At 59.8% G+C, this 22,545-nt stretch carries 20 protein-coding genes, 1 tRNA gene and 1 pseudogene; 9 read left to right on the top strand and 13 right to left on the bottom strand.

The window, feature by feature from the left end; genetic code table 11:
* Nucleotides 1–12 precede the first annotated feature (12 nt).
* The 9 genes from tolR (at nucleotide 13) to nadA (ending at nucleotide 7,213) form a co-directional block, all read left to right on the top strand.
* The gene (gene tolR, locus PspCFBP13508_RS06475) at nucleotides 13–465 is read left to right on the top strand and encodes a protein TolR (protein ID WP_160767866.1); all 453 of its coding nucleotides are present in this window, start codon (nucleotides 13–15) and stop codon (nucleotides 463–465) included.
* Nucleotides 465–1,541: a cell envelope integrity protein TolA gene (gene tolA / locus PspCFBP13508_RS06470; RefSeq protein WP_130912234.1), complete on the top strand. Its 1,077-nt coding sequence runs from the start codon at nucleotides 465–467 to the stop codon at nucleotides 1,539–1,541. Before tolR ends, tolA begins: the two co-directional genes overlap by 1 nt.
* A gap of 17 nt (nucleotides 1,542–1,558) precedes the next feature.
* The gene (gene tolB, locus PspCFBP13508_RS06465; RefSeq protein ID WP_178083739.1) at nucleotides 1,559–2,839 is read left to right on the top strand and encodes a Tol-Pal system beta propeller repeat protein TolB; all 1,281 of its coding nucleotides are present in this window, start codon (nucleotides 1,559–1,561) and stop codon (nucleotides 2,837–2,839) included.
* Nucleotides 2,840–2,891: 52 nt separating this feature from the next.
* On the top strand, nucleotides 2,892–3,389 hold the full coding sequence (gene pal, locus PspCFBP13508_RS06460; protein ID WP_003178634.1) for a peptidoglycan-associated lipoprotein Pal: 498 nt from the start codon (nucleotides 2,892–2,894) through the stop codon (nucleotides 3,387–3,389).
* Between the two features lie 6 nt (nucleotides 3,390–3,395).
* The gene (gene ybgF, locus PspCFBP13508_RS06455) at nucleotides 3,396–4,235 is read left to right on the top strand and encodes a tol-pal system protein YbgF (protein WP_041479790.1); all 840 of its coding nucleotides are present in this window, start codon (nucleotides 3,396–3,398) and stop codon (nucleotides 4,233–4,235) included.
* Nucleotides 4,236–4,402: 167 nt separating this feature from the next.
* Nucleotides 4,403–5,050: a 7-carboxy-7-deazaguanine synthase QueE gene (queE, locus tag PspCFBP13508_RS06450; RefSeq protein ID WP_041479789.1), complete on the top strand. Its 648-nt coding sequence runs from the start codon at nucleotides 4,403–4,405 to the stop codon at nucleotides 5,048–5,050.
* Nucleotide 5,051: 1 nt separating this feature from the next.
* Nucleotides 5,052–5,744 carry a 7-cyano-7-deazaguanine synthase QueC gene (queC, locus tag PspCFBP13508_RS06445; RefSeq protein WP_071173362.1) on the top strand — a complete coding sequence of 231 codons (693 nt, stop codon included), beginning with the start codon at nucleotides 5,052–5,054 and terminating at the stop codon, nucleotides 5,742–5,744.
* Between the two features lie 62 nt (nucleotides 5,745–5,806).
* A tRNA-Lys gene (locus PspCFBP13508_RS06440) sits at nucleotides 5,807–5,882 on the top strand.
* A 272-nt stretch (nucleotides 5,883–6,154) separates the two neighbouring features.
* A complete protein-coding gene (gene nadA, locus PspCFBP13508_RS06435) occupies nucleotides 6,155–7,213 on the top strand; it encodes a quinolinate synthase NadA (protein ID WP_016773509.1) in 1,059 nt (352 codons plus the stop codon).
* A 178-nt stretch (nucleotides 7,214–7,391) separates the two neighbouring features.
* On the opposite strand, the gene PspCFBP13508_RS06425 is transcribed toward nadA, so the two are convergent.
* The 13 genes and pseudogenes from PspCFBP13508_RS06425 to arcD form a co-directional block, all read right to left on the bottom strand.
* Nucleotides 7,392–7,880 carry an RDD family protein gene (locus tag PspCFBP13508_RS06425; protein ID WP_137214001.1) on the bottom strand — a complete coding sequence of 163 codons (489 nt, stop codon included), beginning with the start codon at nucleotides 7,878–7,880 and terminating at the stop codon, nucleotides 7,392–7,394.
* Nucleotides 7,881–7,977: 97 nt separating this feature from the next.
* On the bottom strand, nucleotides 7,978–8,190 hold the full coding sequence (locus tag PspCFBP13508_RS06420; RefSeq protein ID WP_003227496.1) for a cold-shock protein: 213 nt from the start codon (nucleotides 8,188–8,190) through the stop codon (nucleotides 7,978–7,980).
* Between the two features lie 403 nt (nucleotides 8,191–8,593).
* Complete coding sequence (gene gcvT / locus PspCFBP13508_RS06415) at nucleotides 8,594–9,718, bottom strand: glycine cleavage system aminomethyltransferase GcvT (RefSeq protein WP_137214000.1); 1,125 nt, start codon at nucleotides 9,716–9,718, stop codon at nucleotides 8,594–8,596.
* A 110-nt stretch (nucleotides 9,719–9,828) separates the two neighbouring features.
* Complete coding sequence (locus PspCFBP13508_RS06410) at nucleotides 9,829–11,205, bottom strand: L-serine ammonia-lyase (RefSeq protein ID WP_016773512.1); 1,377 nt, start codon at nucleotides 11,203–11,205, stop codon at nucleotides 9,829–9,831.
* Nucleotides 11,206–11,412: 207 nt separating this feature from the next.
* Nucleotides 11,413–14,265 carry an aminomethyl-transferring glycine dehydrogenase gene (gcvP, locus tag PspCFBP13508_RS06405; protein WP_137213999.1) on the bottom strand — a complete coding sequence of 951 codons (2,853 nt, stop codon included), beginning with the start codon at nucleotides 14,263–14,265 and terminating at the stop codon, nucleotides 11,413–11,415.
* A gap of 11 nt (nucleotides 14,266–14,276) precedes the next feature.
* The gene (gene gcvH, locus PspCFBP13508_RS06400) at nucleotides 14,277–14,660 is read right to left on the bottom strand and encodes a glycine cleavage system protein GcvH (RefSeq protein WP_039758162.1); all 384 of its coding nucleotides are present in this window, start codon (nucleotides 14,658–14,660) and stop codon (nucleotides 14,277–14,279) included.
* Between the two features lie 450 nt (nucleotides 14,661–15,110).
* The gene (locus tag PspCFBP13508_RS06395) at nucleotides 15,111–16,619 is read right to left on the bottom strand and encodes a sigma-54-dependent transcriptional regulator (RefSeq protein ID WP_110646607.1); all 1,509 of its coding nucleotides are present in this window, start codon (nucleotides 16,617–16,619) and stop codon (nucleotides 15,111–15,113) included.
* A 383-nt stretch (nucleotides 16,620–17,002) separates the two neighbouring features.
* The gene (locus tag PspCFBP13508_RS06390) at nucleotides 17,003–17,365 is read right to left on the bottom strand and encodes a DUF5064 family protein (RefSeq protein ID WP_042607276.1); all 363 of its coding nucleotides are present in this window, start codon (nucleotides 17,363–17,365) and stop codon (nucleotides 17,003–17,005) included.
* Between the two features lie 62 nt (nucleotides 17,366–17,427).
* Entirely contained in the window at nucleotides 17,428–18,357 is a 930-nt protein-coding gene (arcC, locus tag PspCFBP13508_RS06385) for a carbamate kinase (RefSeq protein ID WP_024014075.1), read from the bottom strand.
* Between the two features lie 63 nt (nucleotides 18,358–18,420).
* Nucleotides 18,421–18,510: pseudogene (locus PspCFBP13508_RS27580) on the bottom strand (metal ABC transporter ATP-binding protein); the annotation flags it as partial.
* 38 nt (nucleotides 18,511–18,548) lie between these two features.
* The gene (locus PspCFBP13508_RS06380; protein WP_024014074.1) at nucleotides 18,549–19,559 is read right to left on the bottom strand and encodes an ornithine carbamoyltransferase; all 1,011 of its coding nucleotides are present in this window, start codon (nucleotides 19,557–19,559) and stop codon (nucleotides 18,549–18,551) included.
* A 68-nt stretch (nucleotides 19,560–19,627) separates the two neighbouring features.
* On the bottom strand, nucleotides 19,628–20,884 hold the full coding sequence (gene arcA / locus PspCFBP13508_RS06375) for an arginine deiminase (protein ID WP_016773516.1): 1,257 nt from the start codon (nucleotides 20,882–20,884) through the stop codon (nucleotides 19,628–19,630).
* A gap of 35 nt (nucleotides 20,885–20,919) precedes the next feature.
* Nucleotides 20,920–22,347 (bottom strand): arginine-ornithine antiporter, encoded by a 1,428-nt coding sequence (gene arcD, locus PspCFBP13508_RS06370; protein WP_041479781.1) that lies wholly within the window; start codon nucleotides 22,345–22,347, stop codon nucleotides 20,920–20,922.
* Nucleotides 22,348–22,545: the final 198 nt, after the last annotated feature.

The following is a 22,545-nucleotide window of genomic DNA, read 5'->3' as shown; positions in this document are numbered from 1 at the left end:
CCGATGGCTTTAATCGCTCGAGCCCGCAAAAAGCGCAAGCCGGTCGCCGAGATGAACGTGGTGCCCTACATCGACGTGATGTTGGTGCTGCTGGTCATCTTCATGGTGACCGCGCCGATGCTCAATCAGGGCGTGAAAGTTGATCTGCCCAAGGTTTCCAGCGAAGCCTTGCCGCAGGACAACAACACCCAGGTCCTGACCATTTCGATCAAGGCTGACAAGACCTACTACTGGAACCTTGGCAGCGAAGTCGACACCGAGAAGCAACAGGACAGGGCCATGACCCTGCCGCAAATGACCGACGCGGTGACCAAGATCATCCGCGCCGGCACCGAGGGCGGCAAACGCACCCAGGTGTTCATTCGTGGCGACAAGACTGTCGACTACGGCGCCGTCATGGGTGCCATGGGCGGGTTGCAGAAAGCCGGGGTCGGTAACGTTGGTCTGATTACCGAGGCCCCCTGATGCAGCAACAGCGAGAGCCGTCCGCCTCGGAAAGCTACTTCTGGCCTAGTGTTCTGGCAATTGTCCTGCACGTGCTGGTGTTCGGCATGCTGTTCGTCAGTTTTGCCTTCACGCCCGAGCTGCCGCCGGCCAAGCCGATTGTCCAGGCGACTCTGTACCAGCTGAAATCGAAAAGTCAGGCGACCACCCAGACCAATCAGAAGATTGCGGGTGAGGCGAAGAAATCCGCCGCGCGCCAGACCGAAGTCGAGCAGATGGAGCAGAAAAAGATCGAACAGGAAGCGGTGAAGGCGGCGGAACAAAAGAAAGAGGAAGCGGCTCAAAAGGCCGAGGAAGCCAAGAAGGCCGACGAGGCGAAAAAAGCGGACGAAGCGAAAAAGGCTGATGAAGCCAAGAAAGCCGACGACGCGAAGAAAGCCGAAGCGAAAAAGGCCGAAGAGAAACAATTGGCTGATATAGCCAAGAAGAAGGCCGAAGACGAAGCGAAGAAGGCTGCTGAGGAAGAGGCGAAGAAAGCCGCTGCCGAAGAAGCCAAGAAAAAGATCGTCGAAGACGCGAAAAAGAAAGCCGCCGAAGACGCCAAGAAGAAAGCTGAAGCTGAAGAGGCGAAAAAGAAAGTCGCCGAAGACGCGAAGAAGAAAGCTGCTGCCGACGCTGCGAAGAAGAAAGCGCAGGAAGCGGCACGCAAATCCGCCGAAGACAAAAAGGCTCAGGCCCTGGCAGATCTGCTTTCCGACACGCCGCAGCGCCAGCAGGCCCTGGCCGATGAGCAGGGTGACGAAGTCGCCGGCAGTTTCGATGATCTGATTCGCGCTCGCGCAGCAGAAGGCTGGGCTCGTCCTCCTTCGGCGCGCAAAGGCATGACGGTCGTGCTGCAAATTGGCATGTTGCCGGACGGTACCGTGACTTCGGTCACCGTATCCAAGTCCAGTGGTGACGGTCCGTTCGATGCTTCGGCAGTCGCGGCAGTGAAGAATATTGGACGTTTGACAGAAATGCAGGGAATGAAGCCGAGCGATTTCGCTCCGTATCGTTCATTCAAGATGACATTCACACCTGAGGATCTAGCCTTGTGAGAAACCTTCTTCGAGGAATGCTGGTCGTGATCTGCTGCATGGCAGGGATCGCGGCGGCAGATGAAAAGAACATTCTGGTCACCAGCGGCAGCGATCGGGCTACTCCGATCGCCGTCGTACCGTTCGGCATGCAGGGCGGCGCCGTGCTGCCAGACGACATGGCTGAAATCATTGGCAACGACTTGCGCAACTCGGGCTACTACTCGCCGATTCCGAAAGCCAACATGATCAGCCAGCCAAGCCAGCCGAGCGAAATCATCTTCCGTGACTGGAAGGCGGTAGGTGCTCAATACATGATGGTCGGCAGCATCGCCCCGGCGGGCGGTCGCCTGCAGGTGCAGTGGGCACTGTTCAACGTCGCTACCGAACAGAAAGTGGCTGACGGCAGTGTTTCCGGCACGACCGACCAGATCCGTGATATGGCGCACTTCATTTCCGATCAGTCGTTCCAGAAACTGACCGGTATCGACGGCGCGTTCTCGACACGTCTGCTGTACGTGACGGCCGAGCGTTTCTCCGAGAAGAACACGCGCTACACCCTGCAGCGTTCCGACTATGACGGCGCCCGCGCAGTGACTCTGCTGCAATCGCGCGAGCCGATTCTGTCGCCACGTTTTGCACCGGACGGCAAGCGTATCGCCTACGTATCGTTCGAGCAGAAGCGTCCGCGCATCTTCATGCAGAACATCGACACCGGTCGCCGTGAGCAGATCACCAACTTCGAAGGCCTCAACGGCGCGCCAGCCTGGTCGCCGGATGGCAATCGCCTGGCGTTCGTGCTGTCCAAAGACGGTAACCCGGACATCTACGTGATGAACCTCGGTTCGCGTCAGATCACCCGTGTGACGTCCGGCCCAGGCATTAACACCGAGCCGTTCTGGGGCAAGGATGGTTCGACCATCTACTTCACTTCGGACCGTGGCGGCAAGCCGCAGATCTACAAAACCAGCGCCAGTGGCGGTGGTGCCGAGCGTGTGACGTTCGTTGGCAACTACAACGCCAACCCGAAACTGTCGGCTGATGAAAAGACTTTGGTGATGATTCATCGTCAGGATGGCTTCACCAATTTCAAGGTGGCAGCTCAGGATCTGCAGCGGGGTAGTGTAAAGATCCTCACTGATAGCACTCTGGACGAGTCACCTACTGTTGCGCCCAACGGCACCATGGTAATCTACGCCACCCGCCAACAGGGCCGGGGAGTCTTGATGCTCGTGTCCATTAATGGGCGCGTGAGGCTCCCGCTTCCTACCGCTCAAGGCGAAGTCAGAGAACCGTCCTGGTCCCCTTACCTGAAGTGAGCGGGCGCTACACGTTTTACTTAACACACTGGGGTTCATTAGGAGTTTCACGATGGAAATGCTGAAGTTTGGTAAATTTGCTGCGCTGGCTCTGGCCATGGCTGTAGCTGTAGGTTGCTCGTCCAAAGGCGGCGACAACGCCGGTGAAGGCGCTGTTGATCCAAACGCTGGTTACGGCGCAAACACTGGTGCCGTTGACGGTTCCCTGAGCGAAGAAGCTGCTCTGCGCGCAATCACCACCTTCTACTTCGAATACGACAGCTCGGACCTGAAGCCAGAAGCCATGCGCGCTCTGGACGTTCACGCCAAAGACCTGAAAGCAAACGGCGCTCGCGTTGTTCTGGAAGGCAACACCGACGAACGTGGTACTCGTGAGTACAACATGGCACTGGGCGAGCGTCGTGCGAAAGCCGTTCAGCGCTACCTGGTACTGCAAGGTGTTTCCCCAGCTCAGCTGGAACTGGTTTCCTACGGCGAAGAGCGTCCAGTTGCTACCGGCAACGACGAGCAGTCCTGGGCCCAGAACCGTCGCGTCGAACTGCGTAAGTAATTCGATATGCGAACGTGCCGTCGTGCTGTAACTGTTCTGGCTCTCAGCCTCGCGCCGCTTGCGGCGTGGGCTGCGGTTCCTGTGGTCGATGACAACTCCGGTTATAACAATAGCGGGAGCAGTTATCCGCCTGCGGGTTACGGTACGAACGGCGCCTATGCCGGGGGAGCGGCTTCGGCCCCTGCCTCGGCACAAGGCATGCTGTTCAACCAATTGCAACAGATGCAGGATCAGATCTCGCGCCAACAGGGCGTGATCGAAGAACTGCAGAATCAGGTTGCGCGCATGAAGCAGGAATCCCTGGAGCGATACCAGGATCTTGATCGGCGCATAGGATCCGGCGTTGCACCAGCCGCGACTCCCGAGAATTCTTCTGCCGGTGGCGATGCAAGTGCTGCTGCCGGTGCTGCCGCAGGCGCGGGTGCTGCTGCGGCAGCCCAGGCCCCTGCCGCGGGTAGCGAACCGGCTGATCCGGCGAAAGAAAAGCTGTATTACGATGCCGCTTTCGACCTGATCAAAGCCAAGGATTTCGACAAGGCCAGCCAGGCCTTTGCCGCTTTCCTGCGCAAATACCCCAACAGCCAGTACGCGGGCAACGCCCAGTACTGGTTGGGCGAAGTGAACCTGGCCAAGGGGGATCTGCAAGGTGCAGGTCAGGCCTTTGCCAAGGTTTCGCAGCTGTATCCCAAGCACAACAAAGTGCCGGACTCGCTGTACAAGCTGGCTGACGTAGAGCGCCGCCTCGGTCACACCGACAAGGTCAAAGGCATTCTGCAGCAGGTGGTGTCCCAATATCCGGGCACTTCCGCCGCGCAGCTGGCCCAGCGTGATTTGCAGCGCATGTAAGCCTGTTTATCCGTGTTTTGAAGAAACCCGCGCTTGTCGCGGGTTTTTTCGTTAGAATTCACGCCCTTTTTCTGAAACACGCTTCTTGTGGTCTACGCGTTGGCGGGATTGCCTGAAGTGCCTGACGGAGGCGGACAGCCTGTTTAGCTGTTACGCCCGTGGCGACTATGCAAGACACATTGAGAATCACCGAAGTTTTCTACTCGTTGCAGGGGGAAACTCGGACTGCCGGGCTGCCCACGGTTTTCGTGCGCCTGACCGGTTGCCCGTTGCGTTGCCAGTACTGCGACAGCGCTTATGCGTTCAGCGGCGGCACCGTCCGCACCCTCGACGACATTCTTGAGCAAGTGGCCGGATATCGTCCGCGCTACGTCTGTGTCACCGGCGGTGAGCCGTTGGCCCAGCCGAACGCCATTCCTTTGCTTGAACGCTTGTGTGATGCCGGTTACGAGGTGTCGCTGGAAACCAGCGGCGCCCTTGACGTATCCGCTGTCGATCCGCGTGTCAGTCGCGTCGTCGATCTGAAAACGCCGGGCTCGAAAGAAGCCCATCGCAATCGTTACGAGAACATCGAACTGCTGACCCGCAACGATCAGGTGAAGTTTGTCATCTGCTCGCGGGAAGACTATGACTGGGCGGTATCGAAACTGATCCAGTACGGGCTTGATCGACGTGCGGGTGAAGTGCTGTTCTCCCCAAGTCATCATGACCTCAATGCCAGGGATCTGGCGGATTGGGTGGTGGCAGACAACCTGCCAGTGCGGCTGCAACTGCAGTTGCATAAATATCTATGGAATGATGAGCCGGGGCGCTGAGATGATTGAACAACTGAACACTACCGAAAAACGTGCCGTTATCCTGCTTTCGGGCGGCCTCGACTCGGCCACCGTCGTCGCGATGGCGCGCGCCGAAGGCTACGCTTGCTACACCATGAGCTTCGATTACGGCCAGCGCTCGCATGCTGAATTGCACGCCGCCGCCCGCGTTGCTCGCGATCTGGGTGTGGTCGAGCACAAGGTCATCGGACTGAACCTCAATGGCATGGGCGGCTCGGCGCTGACCGACACCAGCATCGACATTCCGGAAGAGCTGGGCGAAGGCATTCCGGTGACTTACGTGCCGGCGCGCAACACGGTGTTCCTGTCGTTGGCACTGGGTTGGGCCGAAGTGCTCGGCGCCCGCGATATCTTTATCGGCGTCAACGCGGTGGATTATTCCGGTTACCCGGATTGCCGTCCTGAATTCATCGAGTCGTTTGAGCGCATGGCCAATCTGGCGACCAAGGCTGGCGTGGAAGGCAATGGCTTCCGCATCCAGGCTCCGCTGCAGAACCTGAGCAAGGCGCAGATCGTCCAGGCGGGCGTGAAGCTCGGCGTTGATTACGGGCTGACCGTTTCCTGCTATCAGGCCGACGATGACGGCCGCGCCTGCGGCAAATGCGACAGCTGCCGCCTGCGTGCAGAAGGCTTCGCGGCAGCTGGTGTGGACGATCCAACCCCTTATTTTTGATTTTTTCAAAAAAGGTGTTGAATAGTCCTTAAAAATCAGTATTATACGCGCCACCACACAGCGGGTCGTTAGCTCAGTTGGTAGAGCAGTTGGCTTTTAACCAATTGGTCGTAGGTTCGAATCCCACACGACCCACCATATTTGGCGGTTTAGAAAATCCGGAAGGCCCACGAAAGTGAGGATTTCCGGGTTTTTTTTTGCCTGCAATTCGGGCGTTCGATGTTTCAGTGCGACCCGACCTGACACAGGTCAGAATCATCTTTTGTATCAACGGGATATTCTGTAGCCTTGCGCAGCTTCAACGCTGTCCCGTGCCTGATGATACTCACTCTCCCGGCGGTACCCTCTAGCGGTCCGGAGCCGGGTGTATACTCGACTTTCGCGCGAATGCGCCTGCAGGTCTTGCGAACATGACGCAGATTTCCGAACGCCTTCTGGTTCAAGCCCACCTCGACGCCAAACAGCCCAAACCGCTGACGGCAGAAGAGGAGGCTTATTACCGTTCCGCCATCGCCGCCGAGCTCAAGGCTCAGGACGCGGTGCTGGTTGCCCACTTTTATTGCGATCCGGTGATTCAGGCCCTGGCCGAAGAAACCGGCGGCTGTGTTTCCGACTCCCTTGAAATGGCCCGCTTCGGCAACGCGCACCCGGCCAAGACCGTGGTGGTCGCCGGCGTCAAGTTCATGGGCGAGACGGCAAAGATTCTCAACCCGGAAAAACGCGTGCTGATGCCGACCCTGGAGGCGACCTGCTCGCTGGACCTGGGTTGCCCGGTCGATGAGTTCTCGGCGTTCTGCGACCAGCACCCGGAACGTACCGTGGTGGTGTATGCCAACACTTCCGCCGCCGTGAAGGCTCGGGCTGACTGGGTGGTGACTTCGAGCTGCGCACTGGAGATCGTCGAAAGCCTGATGGACAACGGCGAGACGATTATCTGGGGTCCGGACAAGCACCTGGGCACTTACATTCAGCGCAAGACCGGCGCCGATATGCTGCTTTGGGACGGTGCCTGCATCGTTCACGAAGAGTTCAAGTCCAAGCAGCTCGAAGACATGAAAGCGCTGTATCCGGACGCGGCGATTCTGGTGCATCCGGAATCGCCAACTTCGGTGATCGAACTGGCGGATGCCGTCGGTTCCACCAGTCAGTTGATTGCTGCCGCGCAAAGCCTGCCGAACAAGACCCTGATCGTCGCCACCGACCGTGGCATCTTCTACAAGATGCAGCAGCTGTGCCCGGACAAGGTCTTCATCGAAGCGCCAACCGCCGGTAACGGCGCGGCGTGCCGCAGTTGCGCGCATTGCCCATGGATGGCCATGAACACCCTGGAGCGCACGCTCAAGAGCTTGAAGGAAGGCACCAACGAGATCTTTGTCGATCCGGCGCTGATTCCCCAGGCGATCCGCCCGTTGAAGCGCATGCTGGACTTCACCCAGGCAGCGCGGATGAAGCTGGCCGGTAACGCCTGAGTACCATTTGTAGGAGTGAGCCCTGTGGTGAGGGAATTTATCCCCGTTCGGCTGCGTAGCGGTCGTTAAGCAGCGCACGCGGCGTGTCTGATACACCGTGGTGGTTGATTTTGGGGCGGCTTCGCCACCCAACGGGGATAAATCCCCTCGCCACAGGGGGGACTCCTGAGTATGGAAATTATTTGTTCTTCTTTGGAATTCGCACCACGCGCGTATCCGAATAGATGTCATGCCAGGTGCGCTTGTGCTTGTCGAACAGCGACCAGAAGAACCCCAACCCGATACACAACCACGACGCTATCGACACCATAAAGCGCAACAGCGCCTGCCACAGGCTGATGGCCGTGCCGTTGGCGTTCTGCACGCGGATGCCCCACACCTGCATGCCCAGTGTCTGCCCGCCATGGGTCCAGAACTTGGCGAAGAAGCCGAACAATACCAACAGCAGCACCGTGGAATACAGCGGATCACCATCGAGCTGGCCGGCGTCGGTCATCACCCGCAGCCGTTCTTCGCCAATGATCGCGGCCTGGATCAACTTATAGATGAAGCCGGTGACGATCAGCAGGGCGGTGCACAGCAGGAAGTCGTAGAACATTGCCGCCAGACGACGACCGAGAGCAACGGGAGGAAAGTCCCCTTGCGGCGTGAGCAGGTGTTTCGACATGGCAGCCTCGGGACGCGAATGGAAGCGCCATTTTACGGATTGGCGCGCACAAAAAAGCCCCTGATATCAATATCAGGGGCTTTTTCGTATCAGAAGATCAGGCTTCTGCTTGTACTTCGTCAGCCTGCATGCCTTTTTGGCCTTGCACAGCAACGAAAGTCACTTTCTGGCCTTCTTTCAGGCTCTTGAAGCCGTTGCCCTGAATGGCGCGGAAATGTACGAACAGATCCGGACCGCTTTCTGGAGTGATAAAACCAAAACCTTTCTCGTCGTTAAACCACTTGACGGTACCGCTCTGACGTGTGGACATTTCTTATTTCCTTTGACGCATAAATTGATGACAGCCCCTTTCACATGAAAGAGTACTGGAGCTGGTTGCAAGGAGTAAGAAGACGTCGAGCGGGATGTAGCTAACTTGTAGGCTACTGCCCAGGTCACGATTCCAAGCTGACCCATGCAAACACAGTGGACAAACTCTACGCCAACTACGGGAGAAAAAACAAGCCCTGCGAAGGCCCCGGTTTTACTGCTCTTCGTGGCAGTTCGTCAGCACACTAGTTCAGTCTTAGACGATTGTCTGGTTCTATTTTCAGCAAACGTTATAAGCAACGTTCATATTCGAAACGGATGTTAAAAAACGCACTGTTTTATGGCGATTGCGTTACACATTAGTGCACGTATAACGCAATCGCGTTACTTATAGAAACAGTCGATCAACCGCGATAGTAGCGTTGTGCAACAAATGGCATTTTGCTTACAAGCATTTGCACCTTTTTCCCACGGACGATGGCCCACACAGGTGTATCGAGCGCGACGTAAGCGCTGTCAAGGTAACCCATCGCCAATGGCCCGCCCAAGGTCGGACCGAAGCCGCCGCTGCAGACGCTGCCGATGATCTCGCCGGCCTCGTTGACGATTTCTGCGCCTTCACGCACCGGGGTGCGCTCCTGTGGCAGCAGGCCGACGCGTTTGCGTGCGACGCCATTTTGTTGCTGCGCGAAAATTTGCTCGGCGCCCGGGAAACCCCCGGCCCGTGCGCCGTCAGGGCGGCGTGGCTTGGAGATCGCCCAGAGCAGGCTGGCTTCAATTGGTGTGGTCTCGGTGTTCATGTCGTGACCGTACAGGCACAGGCCGGCTTCCAGACGCAGCGAATCACGCGCACCGAGGCCAATGGCCTGGACCTCTGGTTCGGCGAGCAGGGCGCGGGCGAGTTTTTCCGCTTCGGCGGCCGGGACGGAGATTTCGAACCCGTCTTCACCGGTGTAGCCCGAACGGCTGACAAAGCAGTCCACGCCGAGCAATGACACACGCTTGAACTGCATGAAAGTCATCTTCGCCACGTCCGGCGCAAGACGCGCCAGCACGGTGACGGCTGCCGGACCTTGCAGGGCGAGCAGGGCGCGCTCTTCGAACAGCGCCGTAATGGTGCACTGATCGCCGATGTGTTTTTGCAGATGCGCGAGATCCTGATCCTTGCACGCGGCGTTGACCACCAGGAACAACTCGTCGTTACCGAGGTTGGCAACCATCAGGTCATCGAGGATGCCGCCGCTTTCGTTGGTGAACATCGCGTAACGCTGCATGCCCACCGGCAGGTCGATGATGTCCACCGGCACCAGGGTTTCCAGGGCTTTGGCCGCATTGGCGCCGGTCAGACGAATCTGGCCCATGTGCGATACGTCGAACAACCCGGCTTGCTCACGGGTGTGCTGGTGTTCTTTCATCACGCCGAGCGGGTATTGCACGGGCATGTCGTAGCCGGCGAACGGCACCATGCGCGCGCCGAGTTCGAGGTGCAGTGCGTGTAGCGGGGTTTTCGACAAGGTTTCGGTGGACATGCGTGGCTCCTTTGAATTTGGGTTGCGGGTGAGAGGCAAGATCAAGAGCCCCTCACCCCAGCCCTCTCCCGGAGGGAGAGGGAGCTAGTTACGTTTGGCTGAGTTCGTAATCAGCATTCGATAATGTTGACCGCCAGGCCGCCGCGGGCGGTTTCCTTGTATTTGCTTTTCATGTCGGCGCCGGTCTGGCGCATGGTGCGGATGACTTTGTCGAGGGAGACGAAATGCTGACCGTCGCCACGCATGGCCATGCGCACCGCGTTGATGGCTTTCACCGAACCCATCGCGTTGCGCTCGATGCAGGGCACCTGCACCAGACCGCCGATCGGGTCGCAGGTCAGGCCGAGGTTGTGTTCCATGCCGATTTCCGCGGCGTTCTCGACTTGTTGCACGCTGCCGCCGAGCACTTCGCACAGAGCGCCGGCCGCCATTGAGCAGGCCACACCGACTTCACCCTGACAACCGACTTCGGCGCCGGAGATCGAAGCGTTTTCCTTGTAAAGAATGCCGATCGCGGCAGCGGTCAGCAAAAAACGCACGACGCCGTCGTCATTCGCCCCGGGAATAAAACGCATGTAGTAATGCAGCACCGCCGGAATGATGCCCGCCGCGCCATTGGTGGGAGCGGTGACCACGCGCCCGCCGTTGGCGTTTTCTTCGTTGACCGCCAGTGCATAAAGATTGACCCAGTCGAGCACCGACAGCGGATCGCGCAGCGCCGATTCCGGGTTCTTGCACAGCTGCCGATGCAGCGCCGCCGCCCGGCGCTTGACCTTCAAACCGCCCGGCAAAATCCCCTCGTTTCGGCAGCCGGCAGCAACGCAGTCCTGCATCACCTGCCATATTTTCAGCAGGCCGGCACGGGTTTCGGCTTCCGGGCGCCAGGCGCTCTCGTTGGTCAGCATCACCTGGCTGATCGACAGCCCATAGGTGGCGCAATGACCGAGCAAATCCTTGGCACTTTTGAACGGGAAGGTCAGCGGCGTGGCGTCTTCGACGATGCGATCGGCGCCGGCAGCATCTTCATCGACAACGAAACCACCGCCGACCGAGTAGTACTCGCGACTGCGGATCTGAATCCCCGCCGCATCGAAGGCGCGAAAGATCATGCCGTTGGGGTGGTAGGCCAACGGTTTGCGGATCATCGCCAGGTGTTCTTTCTCGTTGAACGCGATGCTGTGTTCACCGAGCAGATTCAGTCGGCCATTGCCGCGAATCTCTTGCAGCCTCGCCGCGACGGTTTCGGTGTCGACAGTGTCCGGATGTTCGCCTTCGAGGCCGAGCAGCACGGCTTTGTCGCTGCCGTGACCTTTACCCGTGGCGCCAAGCGAACCGTACAGCTCGACGCGCACGCTGGCGGTGCTGGTCAGCAGGTTTTCACGGCGCAAGCCCTCGGCGAAGCGCGCAGCGGCGCGCATCGGGCCGACGGTGTGGGAACTGGAGGGACCGATGCCAATCTTGAACAGGTCGAACACGCTTAACGACATGAGTGGTTCTCCGGTTTCTTGTTATGGGGATTGGCGCAGTTTTTGAAATCGGTGTAGATACCTCGTGGGAGCGAGCCTGCTCGCGAAAGCGTCGGACCAGCCACCATTTACGTTGACTGAAATGGCGCCTTCGCGAGCAGGCTCGCTCCCACAGGGGGATCTAGGATGTTGCTGAAATCGGGGCCGATATTCAGCCCCTTCATTCCTTTAAGCGTAGCTTTCGATCGACGGGCAGGCGCAGACGAGGTTGCGATCGCCGAAGACGTTGTCGACACGGCCGACCGGCGGCCAGTATTTGCCTTCGATCAGCGACGCGACCGGGTACACCGCTTGCTCGCGGCTGTACGGGTGGGTCCATTCGCCAACCAGTTCCGCTGCGGTGTGCGGGGCGTTTTTCAGTGGGTTGTCTTCCTTGTCCAGGGTGCCGTTTTCCACTGCGCGGATTTCTTCGCGGATGCGGATCATCGCGTCGCAGAAGCGATCGAGTTCTTCCTTGGATTCGCTTTCGGTCGGCTCGATCATCAGCGTGCCGGCGACCGGGAACGACATGGTCGGCGCGTGGAAACCGAAATCGATCAGGCGTTTGGCGACGTCATCGACGCTGATGCCGCTGCTGTCTTTCAATGGACGCAGATCAAGAATGCACTCGTGCGCCACCAGGCCGTTGCTGCCGGTGTACAGCACTGGGTAATGCTCTTCGAGGCGACGGGAAATGTAGTTGGCATTGAGGATCGCCAGTTGCGAAGCGCGCTTCAGACCGGCGCCACCCATCATGCGGATGTACATCCAGGTGATCGGCAGAATGCTTGCGCTGCCGAACGGCGCCGCGCAGACCGCGCCTTCCTTGCGTTCCATCTGGCCGTGGCCGGGCAGGAACGGGGTCAGGTGCGATTTGACGCCGATCGGGCCGACGCCCGGGCCGCCACCGCCGTGCGGGATGCAGAAGGTTTTGTGCAGGTTCAGGTGCGAAACGTCGCCGCCGAACTTGCCCGGTGCGCAGAGGCCGACCATGGCGTTCATGTTGGCGCCGTCGATATACACCTGGCCGCCGTTGTCGTGAATGATCGCGCAGATCTCGCGGATGCCTTCTTCGAACACACCATGGGTCGACGGGTAGGTGATCATCAGCGCGGCGAGGTGTTCGCGGTGCTCGATGGCCTTGGCGCGCAGGTCTTCAATGTCGACGTTGCCACGGGCATCGCATGCGGTGACGACTACGCGCATACCGGCCATTTGTGCGGTGGCCGGGTTGGTGCCGTGGGCCGACGACGGGATCAGGCAGATGTCGCGGCGCTCATCGCCTCGGCTCTGGTGGTAGGCGCGGATCGCCAGGAGACCTGCGTATTCACCTTGCGAACCGGCGTTCGGTTGCAGCGAGATCGAGTCGTAACCGGTGGCGGCGCAGAGCATCGCTTCCAGCTCATCGGTCAGTTGCTGATAACCGGCGCTTTGTGCGGCCGGGGCGAACGGGTGCAGTGCACCGAATTCGGCCCAGGTCACCGGGATCATTTCGCTGGCGGCGTTGAGTTTCATGGTGCACGAGCCCAGCGGGATCATCGTGCGATCCAGCGCCAGGTCCTTGTCCGCCAGTTTGCGCAGGTAGCGCATCAGCTCGGTTTCCGAGTGATAACGGTTGAACACCGGGTGGCTGAGGATCGGCGACTGGCGCACCAGCTCAGCAGGAATGGTGCTCTGCACCGAGGCGGCCAGCGCAGCGAAGTCCGGCAGGGTCTTGCCGTCGGCGAACAAGCCCCACAGGGTTTCGATATCAGCCTGCGTGGTGGTTTCGTCGACCGACAGGCCCAGACGTGCAGCGTCGATCACACGCAGGTTGATCTGCTGAGCGTGCGCCTTGTCGTGCAGCGCGGCGGTGTGTGCGCCGGTAGCAACGGTCAGGGTGTCGAAGAAGTTTGCCTGCTCGATTTGAGCGCCCAGCGCGGTCAGGCCCTTGGCCAGAATCGCGGTCAGTTGATGCACGCGGTTGGCGATCTGGGTCAGGCCTTTCGGGCCGTGGTAGACGGCGTACATGCTGGCGATGTTGGCCAGCAGCACTTGCGCGGTGCAGATGTTCGAGGTGGCCTTTTCGCGGCGGATATGTTGCTCGCGGGTCTGCATCGCCAGACGCAGCGCCGGTTTGCCGAAACGGTCAACCGAGACACCCACCAGACGGCCCGGCATGTCACGCTTGAATGCATCTTTAGTGGAGAAGTAAGCAGCGTGCGGGCCACCGAAGCCCAGCGGCACGCCGAAGCGTTGCGCCGAACCGATGGCGACGTCGGCACCGAATTCGCCCGGTGCCGTCAGCAGCGTCAGGGCCAGCAAATCAGCGGCAACAGCGACCAAAGCGTTGGCGGCGTGGAAGCGCTCGGTCAGCTCGCGGTAGTCGAACACATCACCGTTGCTCGCCGGGTATTGCAGCAGCGCGCCGAAGAATGGCGTCACGTCAGTCAGTTCGCGCTCATCGCCCACGACCACGTCAATACCCAGCGGCTCGGCACGGGTGCGCAGCACGTCGAGGGTTTGCGGATGGCTGTGGATCGAGGCGAAGAACTGGTGGCTGCCCTTGTTCTTGCTCAGGCGTTTGCAGAAGGTCATGGCTTCGGCAGCGGCGGTGGCTTCGTCGAGCAGGGAGGCGTTGGCGATCGGCAGGCCGGTGAGGTCGCTGATCATGGTCTGGAAGTTCAGCAGCGCTTCGAGACGGCCCTGGGATATTTCTGGCTGGTACGGGGTGTAAGCGGTGTACCAGGCCGGGTTTTCCAGCAGGTTGCGCAGGATCGGCGACGGCGTGTGGCAGTTGTAGTAGCCCTGGCCGATGTAGGTTTTGAACAGTTGGTTTTTGCCAGCGATGGATTTGATCATCGCCAGGGCGTCGGCCTCGCTGAGGCCGTCGTCCATGCCCAGCACGCTGGTGCCCTTGATGCTTTCCGGGATGACGCTGGCGCTCAGGGCTTCGAGCGAGTCGAAGCCGAGGCTGTTGAGCATGGCTTGCTCGTCACCGGCGCGCGGGCCGATGTGACGGGCGATGAATTCGTTGGCGGTGCCGAGATTGATAGCGGTCATGGGGTAATTCCTCAGGCTTCGGCTTGGGCTTTGATCAGACGGTCGTAAGCGTCCTGATCGAGCAGTTTGCCGACAGCGGCGGCGTCGCTTGGCTGAAAGCGGAAGAACCAGCCTTCGCCCAGGGGATCTTCGTTGACCAGCTCAGGAGCGTCTTGCAGCGCCGGGTTGACTTCCAGCACGTCGCCATCGAGCGGCATGTACACGCCGCTGGCGGCTTTCACCGATTCCACGGTGGCGGCTTCAGCGCCTTTTTCGTAAGCCTGCAGCTCAGGCAGTTGCACGAACACCACGTCGCCCAAGGCGTTCTGCGCGAATGCGGTGATGCCGACAGTGACACTGCCGTCGGCTTCGGTGCGCAGCCATTCGTGATCTTCAGTAAAACGCAACTCGCTCATGGAAACTCCTCAGGGGCCAGACTCGTCTGGTGGACGCGGTGGAAAGCTTGGGGCGGGGAAGCCCTTAATAGATGAGGAGGCAGGTAGCAAGAATGCGGCCAAGGTTAATTTATCTATATAAATCAATGGCTTGTGTTGTTTTGATGTTTGTTGGGATGTTGCTGTTGTAGCGAAATCGCTACAGCTTGGGGCGAGGAGAAAAGCTGAACGGGATCAAAGCGTTGCGCAGCGCTGGTCACAGGCGGGTGTATCGATATCGTTCCGCTGTAGCGCTTTCGGTACAGGTGGAGGTCGTTTTTGGACGGATTTCGAATCCGCCATAAATCCTGTGGGAGCGAGCCTGCTCGCGAATACGGTGTGTCAGGCGCCAGCCATTTTGCTGATAGACCGCTTTCGCGAGCAGGCTCGCTCCCACATGGGGAATTTCCTTCAAAAGGGATGCGCGGTGAGTCAGGGTTTATTGGGAATGCCGTATTTGCGCAGGCGATGGGCAATGGCGGTATGCGAGGTCTGCAAGCGGCTCGCCAGTTGCCGGGTCGAGGGATAGCTGACGTAGAGCTTCTCGAGCAGCTCTCTTTCGAACGATTCGACCGCTTGCTCGAGGCTGTCGACGTCGGTATCGGCCTGGCGCGCCACTGAAGTGCCGGCGATGTCGAGGTCGCCGATATCGACCAGGCTGCTCTCGCAAATCGCCGCTGCGCGGAAAATCACGTTCTGCAATTGCCGTACGTTGCCCGGCCAGCGATTGCCGAGCAGGGCGGGGTAAGTCCCCGGCGCCAGGCGGCAAACCGGGCGCTGGATTTGCGCGCAGGCCTGCTGCATGAAGTAGCGCGCCAGCAGCAGGATGTCCTGACCGCGTTCACGCAGCGGCGGCACTTCGACGTTGAGCACGTTGAGGCGATAGAACAGGTCTTCGCGGAACAGCCCTTCGCTGACCATTTTTTCCAGGTCGCGGTGGGTCGCGCTGAGGATGCGCACGTTGACCTTCACTTCGCGATCGCCGCCCACACGGCGGAAGCTGCCGTCGTTGAGAAAACGCAGGAGTTTGGCCTGCAAGTACGGCGACATCTCGCCGATTTCATCGAGAAACACCGTGCCCTGGTTGGCCAGTTCCATCAGCCCCGGTTTACCGCCACGCGCCGCACCGGTGAAGGCGCCGGGGGCGTAGCCGAACAGTTCGCTTTCGGCGAGGTTTTCCGGCAGCGCTGCGCAGTTCAACGCCAGAAAAGGAGCACTGTGCCGCGCACTGATCGCGTGACAGGCACGGGCCACCAATTCTTTGCCGGTACCGGTTTCGCCTTGAATCAGCAACGGTGCATCAAGGGCGGCGACGCGTTGCGCGCGGGCCTTGAGTGTGCGAATCGCCGGAGACTCGCCGAGCAACGCGTCGAAGCCTTCGGCGTGATCGTGATGCAGTGCCGAGAGTTGTTCGCCGATGCGGTTCGGTTGATACAGGGTCAGCAGGGCGCCGGCGTCGGTGATCGGCGTGGCGTCGAGCAGCAGGGTTTGGCCGTTGACGGTGATCTCGCGCAGCGGCAGGCGAAAGCCGTTTTCCAGCAGGGTGTCGAGCAGACCGGGATCGTTGAACAACGCCGAGACACTTTCGCCGGCCGGTTCGCGACCGTACAGGGCAATCAGCGCCGGGTTGGCCAGCAGCACCTTGCCGGCGCTGTCGAGGGCCAGCACCGGGTCGGTCATCGCTGCGAGCAAGGCATCTAGCTGCAGATGCCGACGCTGGCCGGGCAGGATATCGACCACGGTCACCGCTTCCACGCCGAGCACGCGAAACAGCGCGTCTTTGAGTTCTTCGAGCACTTGCGGGCTGAGGGTCGGCGCGTCGATGTAGACGTTCGGCGGGATCATCTCCACCGCATCCAGATTGAGATTGCGCCCACCGAGGATAGCCAGGACTTCCTGGGTGATGCCGACGCGGTCGATGAAACTGACGTGAATACGCATGGGGCGGTTCAGTGATCTGCAGAGCGGAGGGGGGCAAGTATGCCTTAAATCAAAAGCCCCCTCACCCCAGCCCTCTCCCGGAGGGAGAGGGAGCCGACCGAGGTGTCTGGGGTTATGCATCGACCTGAAAGTACCGGGCGGCTATGGATTCGGTAAAGCCGGATCGGGACGCTTTTTGAAATGTCGCCAGCGCCGCCCCCTCACCCCAGCCCTCTCCCGGAGGGAGAGGGAGCCGACCGAGGTGTCTGGGGTTATGCATCGACCTGAAAGTACCGGGCGATTATGGATTCAGTGATGCAGGATCAGGTCGACGCAATGCTGCAGCATCCCCAATCGGTTCCCTCTCCCTCCGGGAGAGGGCTAGGGTGAGGGGCTTTTGATTTTTATTCGAAATGCTCGAGGTTCACCGGATCCCCCGACTGCATATTCAACTTCTGCCGAATGTCTTCAAACATCAGATCGTAATGCTTGTGCACCGAGCCGATCTGGCTGTGGGTCTTGGGAATTCCGTACTTCTCGGCGATCCGCGTGACATCGCGGGCGAAGTTGTAGGCTTCTTCCTTGGGCAGGAAAAACGTCTCCTTCATGTCCTTGCCCTGCATGCTGCCGTGCAGGGTGAACTGAATACCTTTGCCTTTCTGCGGATCGGTGAACACTTCATAGTCCAGATGCACGTTGTAATTGACGTCATCGTCGGTCAACGCGTGCCGCTCGATGTGCAGGTGACCGGGTTCGAACTGGGCCATTGAGCTACTCCTTTCAAGGCATGGAGGCGGGGCAGGCCTTGAGCCTGCCCCGGCGTTTATTGTTATCGGTAGCTGATCCCCGGCTTCGCCGTGCTGACCCGCGTACCGGCGGTGCCCTGGACGATGGCTTCGATATCGGCCAGCGAACCGATCACCGCGACCTTGCCAGTATGGCGCGCGAATTCGCAGGCTGCCTGCACCTTCGGTCCCATGGAGCCGGCGGCGAAGCCGAGGCGTTCGAGTTCGTCCGGGTGCGCTTCGGCGATGGCTTTCTGGGTTGGTTTGCCGTAATCGATGAAGGCTGCATTGACGTCCGTGGCGATCACCAGCAGGTCGGCTTCCAGTTGCTCGGCAAGCAACGACGAACACAGATCCTTGTCGATCACCGCCTCGATGCCTTTGAGGTTGCGTTGCTCGTCGTACATGGTCGGAATGCCGCCGCCACCGGCGCAGATGACGATGCTGCCCTTGTCCAGCAGCCACTTGATCGGGCGGATTTCGAAGATGCGCTTCGGCCGTGGACTGGCGACCACGCGGCGGAATTTGTCGCCATCCGGGGCAATCGCCCAGCCTTTTTCGGCGGCGAGTTTTTCCGCTTCGGCTTTCTCGTACACCGGGCCGATCGGTTTGGTCGGATTCTTGAAGGCCGGGTCGTTGGCGTCGACTTCGACCTGGGTCAGCAGGGTGGCGAACGGCACTTCGAAGTCGAGCAGATTGCCCAGTTCCTGTTCGATGATATAGCCGATCATGCCTTCGGTTTCGGCGCCGAGCACGTCCAGCGGGTAGGGAGTGACAGAGGTGTAGGCCGCCGCTTGCAGCGACAGCAGACCGACTTGCGGGCCATTGCCGTGGGCGATGACCAGTTGGTTGCCGGGATGGATCTTGGCGATTTGCTCGGTGGCGATGCGGATGTTGGCGCGCTGATTGTCAGCGGTCATCGGCTCACCACGGCGGAGCAGGGCGTTACCGCCCAGGGCTACGACGATACGCATGGTGCAATCCTTCTAAGCAGAGGAATGACAAACGATTCGATCCCCCTGTCGGAACCGGAATCCCTGTGGGAGCGAGCCTGCTCGCGAATGCGGTATGTCATTCAACAGTGATGTTGTCTGATCTGACGCTTTCGCGAGCAGGCTCGCTCCCACATTGGGTTTCCGGTTCCTTCAGTGGGAGCGCTGTGGCGTCAGAGATCAGCCAGGGTCGAGACCAGAATCGCCTTGATCGTGTGCATACGGTTTTCCGCTTGCTCGAAGGCGATGCAGGCTGGCGACTCGAACACGTCGTCGGTCACTTCGATGCCGTTTTTCAGGTGCGGATATTGTTCGGCGATCTGTTTGCCGACCTTGGTGTCGCTGTTGTGGAAGGCCGGCAGGCAGTGCATGAACTTGGTACGCGGGTTGCCGGTGGCTTTCATCAGGTCGGCGTTGACCTGATACGGCAGCAGTTGCTGGATACGCTCGGCCCAGGCTTCCACCGGTTCGCCCATCGATACCCAGACATCGGTGTGAATGAAGTCGACGCCTTTGACCGCTTCTTTCGGATCTTCGGTGAGGGTGATGCGTGCGCCGCTTTCCTCACCGTATTTTTTGCAGCGCGCCACCAGATCGTCCAGCGGCCACAGTGCTTTTGGCGCGCAGATGCGCACGTCCATGCCGAGCTTGGCGCCGATCAGCAGCAGCGAGTTGCCCATGTTGTTGCGCGCGTCGCCCAGGTAGGCGTAGCTGATTTCGTGGATCGGCTTGTCAGCGTGTTCACGCATGGTCAGCACGTCGGCGATCATCTGGGTCGGGTGATATTCATCGGTCAGGCCGTTGAACACCGGCACGCCGGCGAACTTGGCCAGCTCTTCGACGATTTCCTGTTTGAAGCCACGGTACTCAATGGCGTCGTACATGCGCCCGAGCACGCGGGCGGTGTCTTTCATGCTCTCTTTATGGCCGATCTGCGACGAGTTCGGGTCGATGTAAGTGACGTTGGCGCCTTGGTCATAGGCCGCCACTTCGAAGGCGCAACGGGTGCGGGTCGAGGTTTTTTCAAAGATCAGGGCGATGTTGTTGCCCTTCAGATGCTGTTGCTCGGTGCCGGTGTATTTCGCGCGTTTCAGATCGCGGGACAGGTCGAGCAGGTAACGCAGCTCACGTGGGGTGTGGTGTTCCAGGCTGAGCAGGTTACGGTTGTGAATGTTAAAAGCCATGATGGATCTCCTTGGGTTTCGGTTATCCCCTTGGCCGCGCTCGATAAGTCGCGGCGAAGGCTCAAAGATTAGTAATCGATCGGGTCGCGGATGATCGGGCAGGTCATGCAGTGGCCGCCGCCACGGCCGCGACCAAGTTCGCCGGCGCTGATGGTGATGACCTCCACGCCAGCCTTGCGCAGCAGGGTGTTGGTGTAGGTGTTGCGGTCGTAGCCGATGACCACGCCCGGTTCCATGGCCACCACGTTGTTGCCGTCGTCCCATTGCTCGCGTTCGGCGGCAAAGCTGTTGCCGCCGGTTTCCACCACGCGCAGTTTCGGCAGATTCAGCGCCGCAGCGACGGTGTCGAGGAAGCTGCCTTCTTCGCGGCGGATGTCGATGCCGCCCTGTTTGCTTTCGTCTGGGCGCAGGGTGAAGGCGACGATCTGGTTGACCACTTCCGGGAAAATCGTCACCAGGTCGCGGTCGCAGAAGCTGAACACGGTGTCCAGGTGCATTGCCGCGCGGGACTTCGGCAGGCCGGCGACGATGACTTTTTCCACCGCCTTGTTGTTGAACAGGTTCAGCGCCAGTTGGCCGATGGCCTGACGCGATGAACGCTCGCCCATGCCGATCAGTACGACGCCGTTGCCGATCGGCATGACGTCGCCGCCCTCAAGCGTCGAGTTGCCGTGATCCTTGTCCGGGTCGCCGTACCAGATCTCGAATTCGGCATTGGTGAATTGCGGATGGAATTTATAGATGGCGGTGGTCAGCAGGGTTTCCTGACGGCGCGCCGGCCAGTACATCGGGTTCAGCGTCACACCACCGTAGATCCAGCAGGTGGTATCGCGGGTGAACTGGGTGTTGGGCAGCGGCGGCAGGATGAAGCTGGAGTGGCCGAGGAAATCGCGGAACATCTGGATGGTCTTGCCACCGAAGCTGTCCGGCAGATCATCGGCCGACACGCCGCCAATCAGGAATTCGGCGATGTGCCGTGGCTCGAGGCTTTTCAGCCAGGATTTCACTTCGCTGATCAGGCCCAGGCCCACCGAGTCGGCGGTCACCTTGCGCTCAAGAATCCAGTCCAGCGCTTCGGGAATGGCGACGATGTCGGTCAGCAGGTTGTGCATTTCCACCACGTCGATGCCGCGCTCGCGCATTTTGGTGACGAAGTCGAAGTGGTCGCGCTTGGCCTGCGCCACCCACAGCACGTCATCGAACAGCAGTTCATCGCAGTTGTTCGGGGTCAGCCGCTGATGGGCCAGACCTGGGGAGCAAACCATGACTTTGCGCAGTTTCCCGGCTTCGGAGTGGACGCCGTACTTCACTTTTTCCGTGGTCATTTCTGTGTTCCTCCAGATGACAATTCAATCAGGGGTTACAGCGTCAGGAAGCCATCGTAGAGACCGTAGGCCGCCACCACGGCGCCCACGACCACTGCGGCGAAAATCAGCTTCTCGACGTTGGTGAAAACCGGTTGTTTGAGTTCCAGCTTGGCCTTGGCGAACAGGATCGCGCCGGGCGCATAGAGCAGGGCCGACAGCAGCAGGTACTTGACCCCGCCGGCGTACAACAACCACACCGCATAGATCAGGGCGATACCGCCGATGATCAGATCCTTGCGCCGCTCGGCGGCAAAGCCTTCGTAGCTCTCGCCGCGCACCGCCAGCAGTAGGGCATAGGCCGCCGACCACAGGTACGGCACCAGAATCATCGAGGTGGCGAGGTAGATCAGTGACAGGTAAGTGCTGGCCGAGAACAGGGTGATGATCAGGAACACCTGCACCATCGCGTTGGTCAGCCACAGGGCGTTGACCGGCACATGGTTGGCGTTTTCCTTGCGCAGGAACTCCGGCATGGTGTGGTCTTTGGCGGCGGCGAACATGATCTCGGCACACAGCAGCACCCACGACAGCAGCGCGCCGAGCAGCGAGATGATCAGGCCGACGCTGATCAGCACCGCACCCCAGTGACCGACCACGTGCTCAAGCACGGCGGCCATTGACGGGTTCTGCAGTTTCGCCAGTTCCGGCTGGGTCATGATGCCCAGCGACAGCACGTTCACCAGCACCAGAAACAGCAGCACGGTGATGAAGCCGATCACGGTGGCCTTGCCGACGTCCGAGCGTTTCTCGGCGCGGGCGGAGAAGATGCTCGCGCCTTCGATGCCGATGAACACCCAGACGGTGACCAGCATCATGTTGCGCACCTGGTTCATCACACTGCCCAGATCAGGGTTTTTCACGCCCCAGATGTCGGCGGTGAAGATGTCCAGTTTGAAGGCGAACACCGCGATCAACACGAACAGCAGCAGCGGCACGACCTTGGCGACGGTGGTCACCAGGTTGATGAACGCCGCTTCCTTGATCCCGCGCAACACCAGAAAATGCACGCCCCACAGCAGCAAGGACGCGCCGATCACCGCCGCCGGGGTATTGCCTTCGCCGAAGATCGGAAAGAAATAGCCGAGGGTGCTGAACAGCAGAACGAAGTAGCCGACGTTGCCCAGCCAGGCGCTGATCCAGTAGCCCCAGGCCGATGAGAAACCCATGTAGTCGCCGAATCCGGCCTTGGCGTAGGCGTAGACACCGCCGTCCAGGTCAGGCTTGCGATTGGCGAGGGTCTGAAAGACAAATGCGAGGGTGAGCATGCCGACTGCGGTGATGGCCCAGCCGATCAGCACTGCACCGACGTCGGCGCTGGCGGCCATGTTTTGTGGCAACGAAAATATCCCGCCGCCAATCATTGAACCGACTACCAGTGCAACCAGTGCACCGAGTCTTAGTTTTCCGGGCGCTTCAGACATTTGCATGACTCCATTGCAGGAAAGGAGAGCTCACAGCCTAGTACTGTTGTCTGTTCGAACAGCTGACATGGATCAGTGCATGGTCACATTCCATTGTTAATGAATGACTTATCCACTCGTTGCGGGGCATGACGCTGTAGCCTCAAAGGCCCGTTCCAGAGACGTTTCGCTGACGCATTTGGGAATAGCTATTAATGC

Origin of the sequence: Pseudomonas sp. CFBP13508, assembly GCF_005233515.1 — a bacterium.
GTDB lineage: Bacteria > Pseudomonadota > Gammaproteobacteria > Pseudomonadales > Pseudomonadaceae > Aquipseudomonas > Aquipseudomonas mercuritolerans.
The sequence above is the reverse complement of the archived record's forward strand: the minus strand, read 5'-3'. Positions and strand labels throughout refer to the sequence as shown.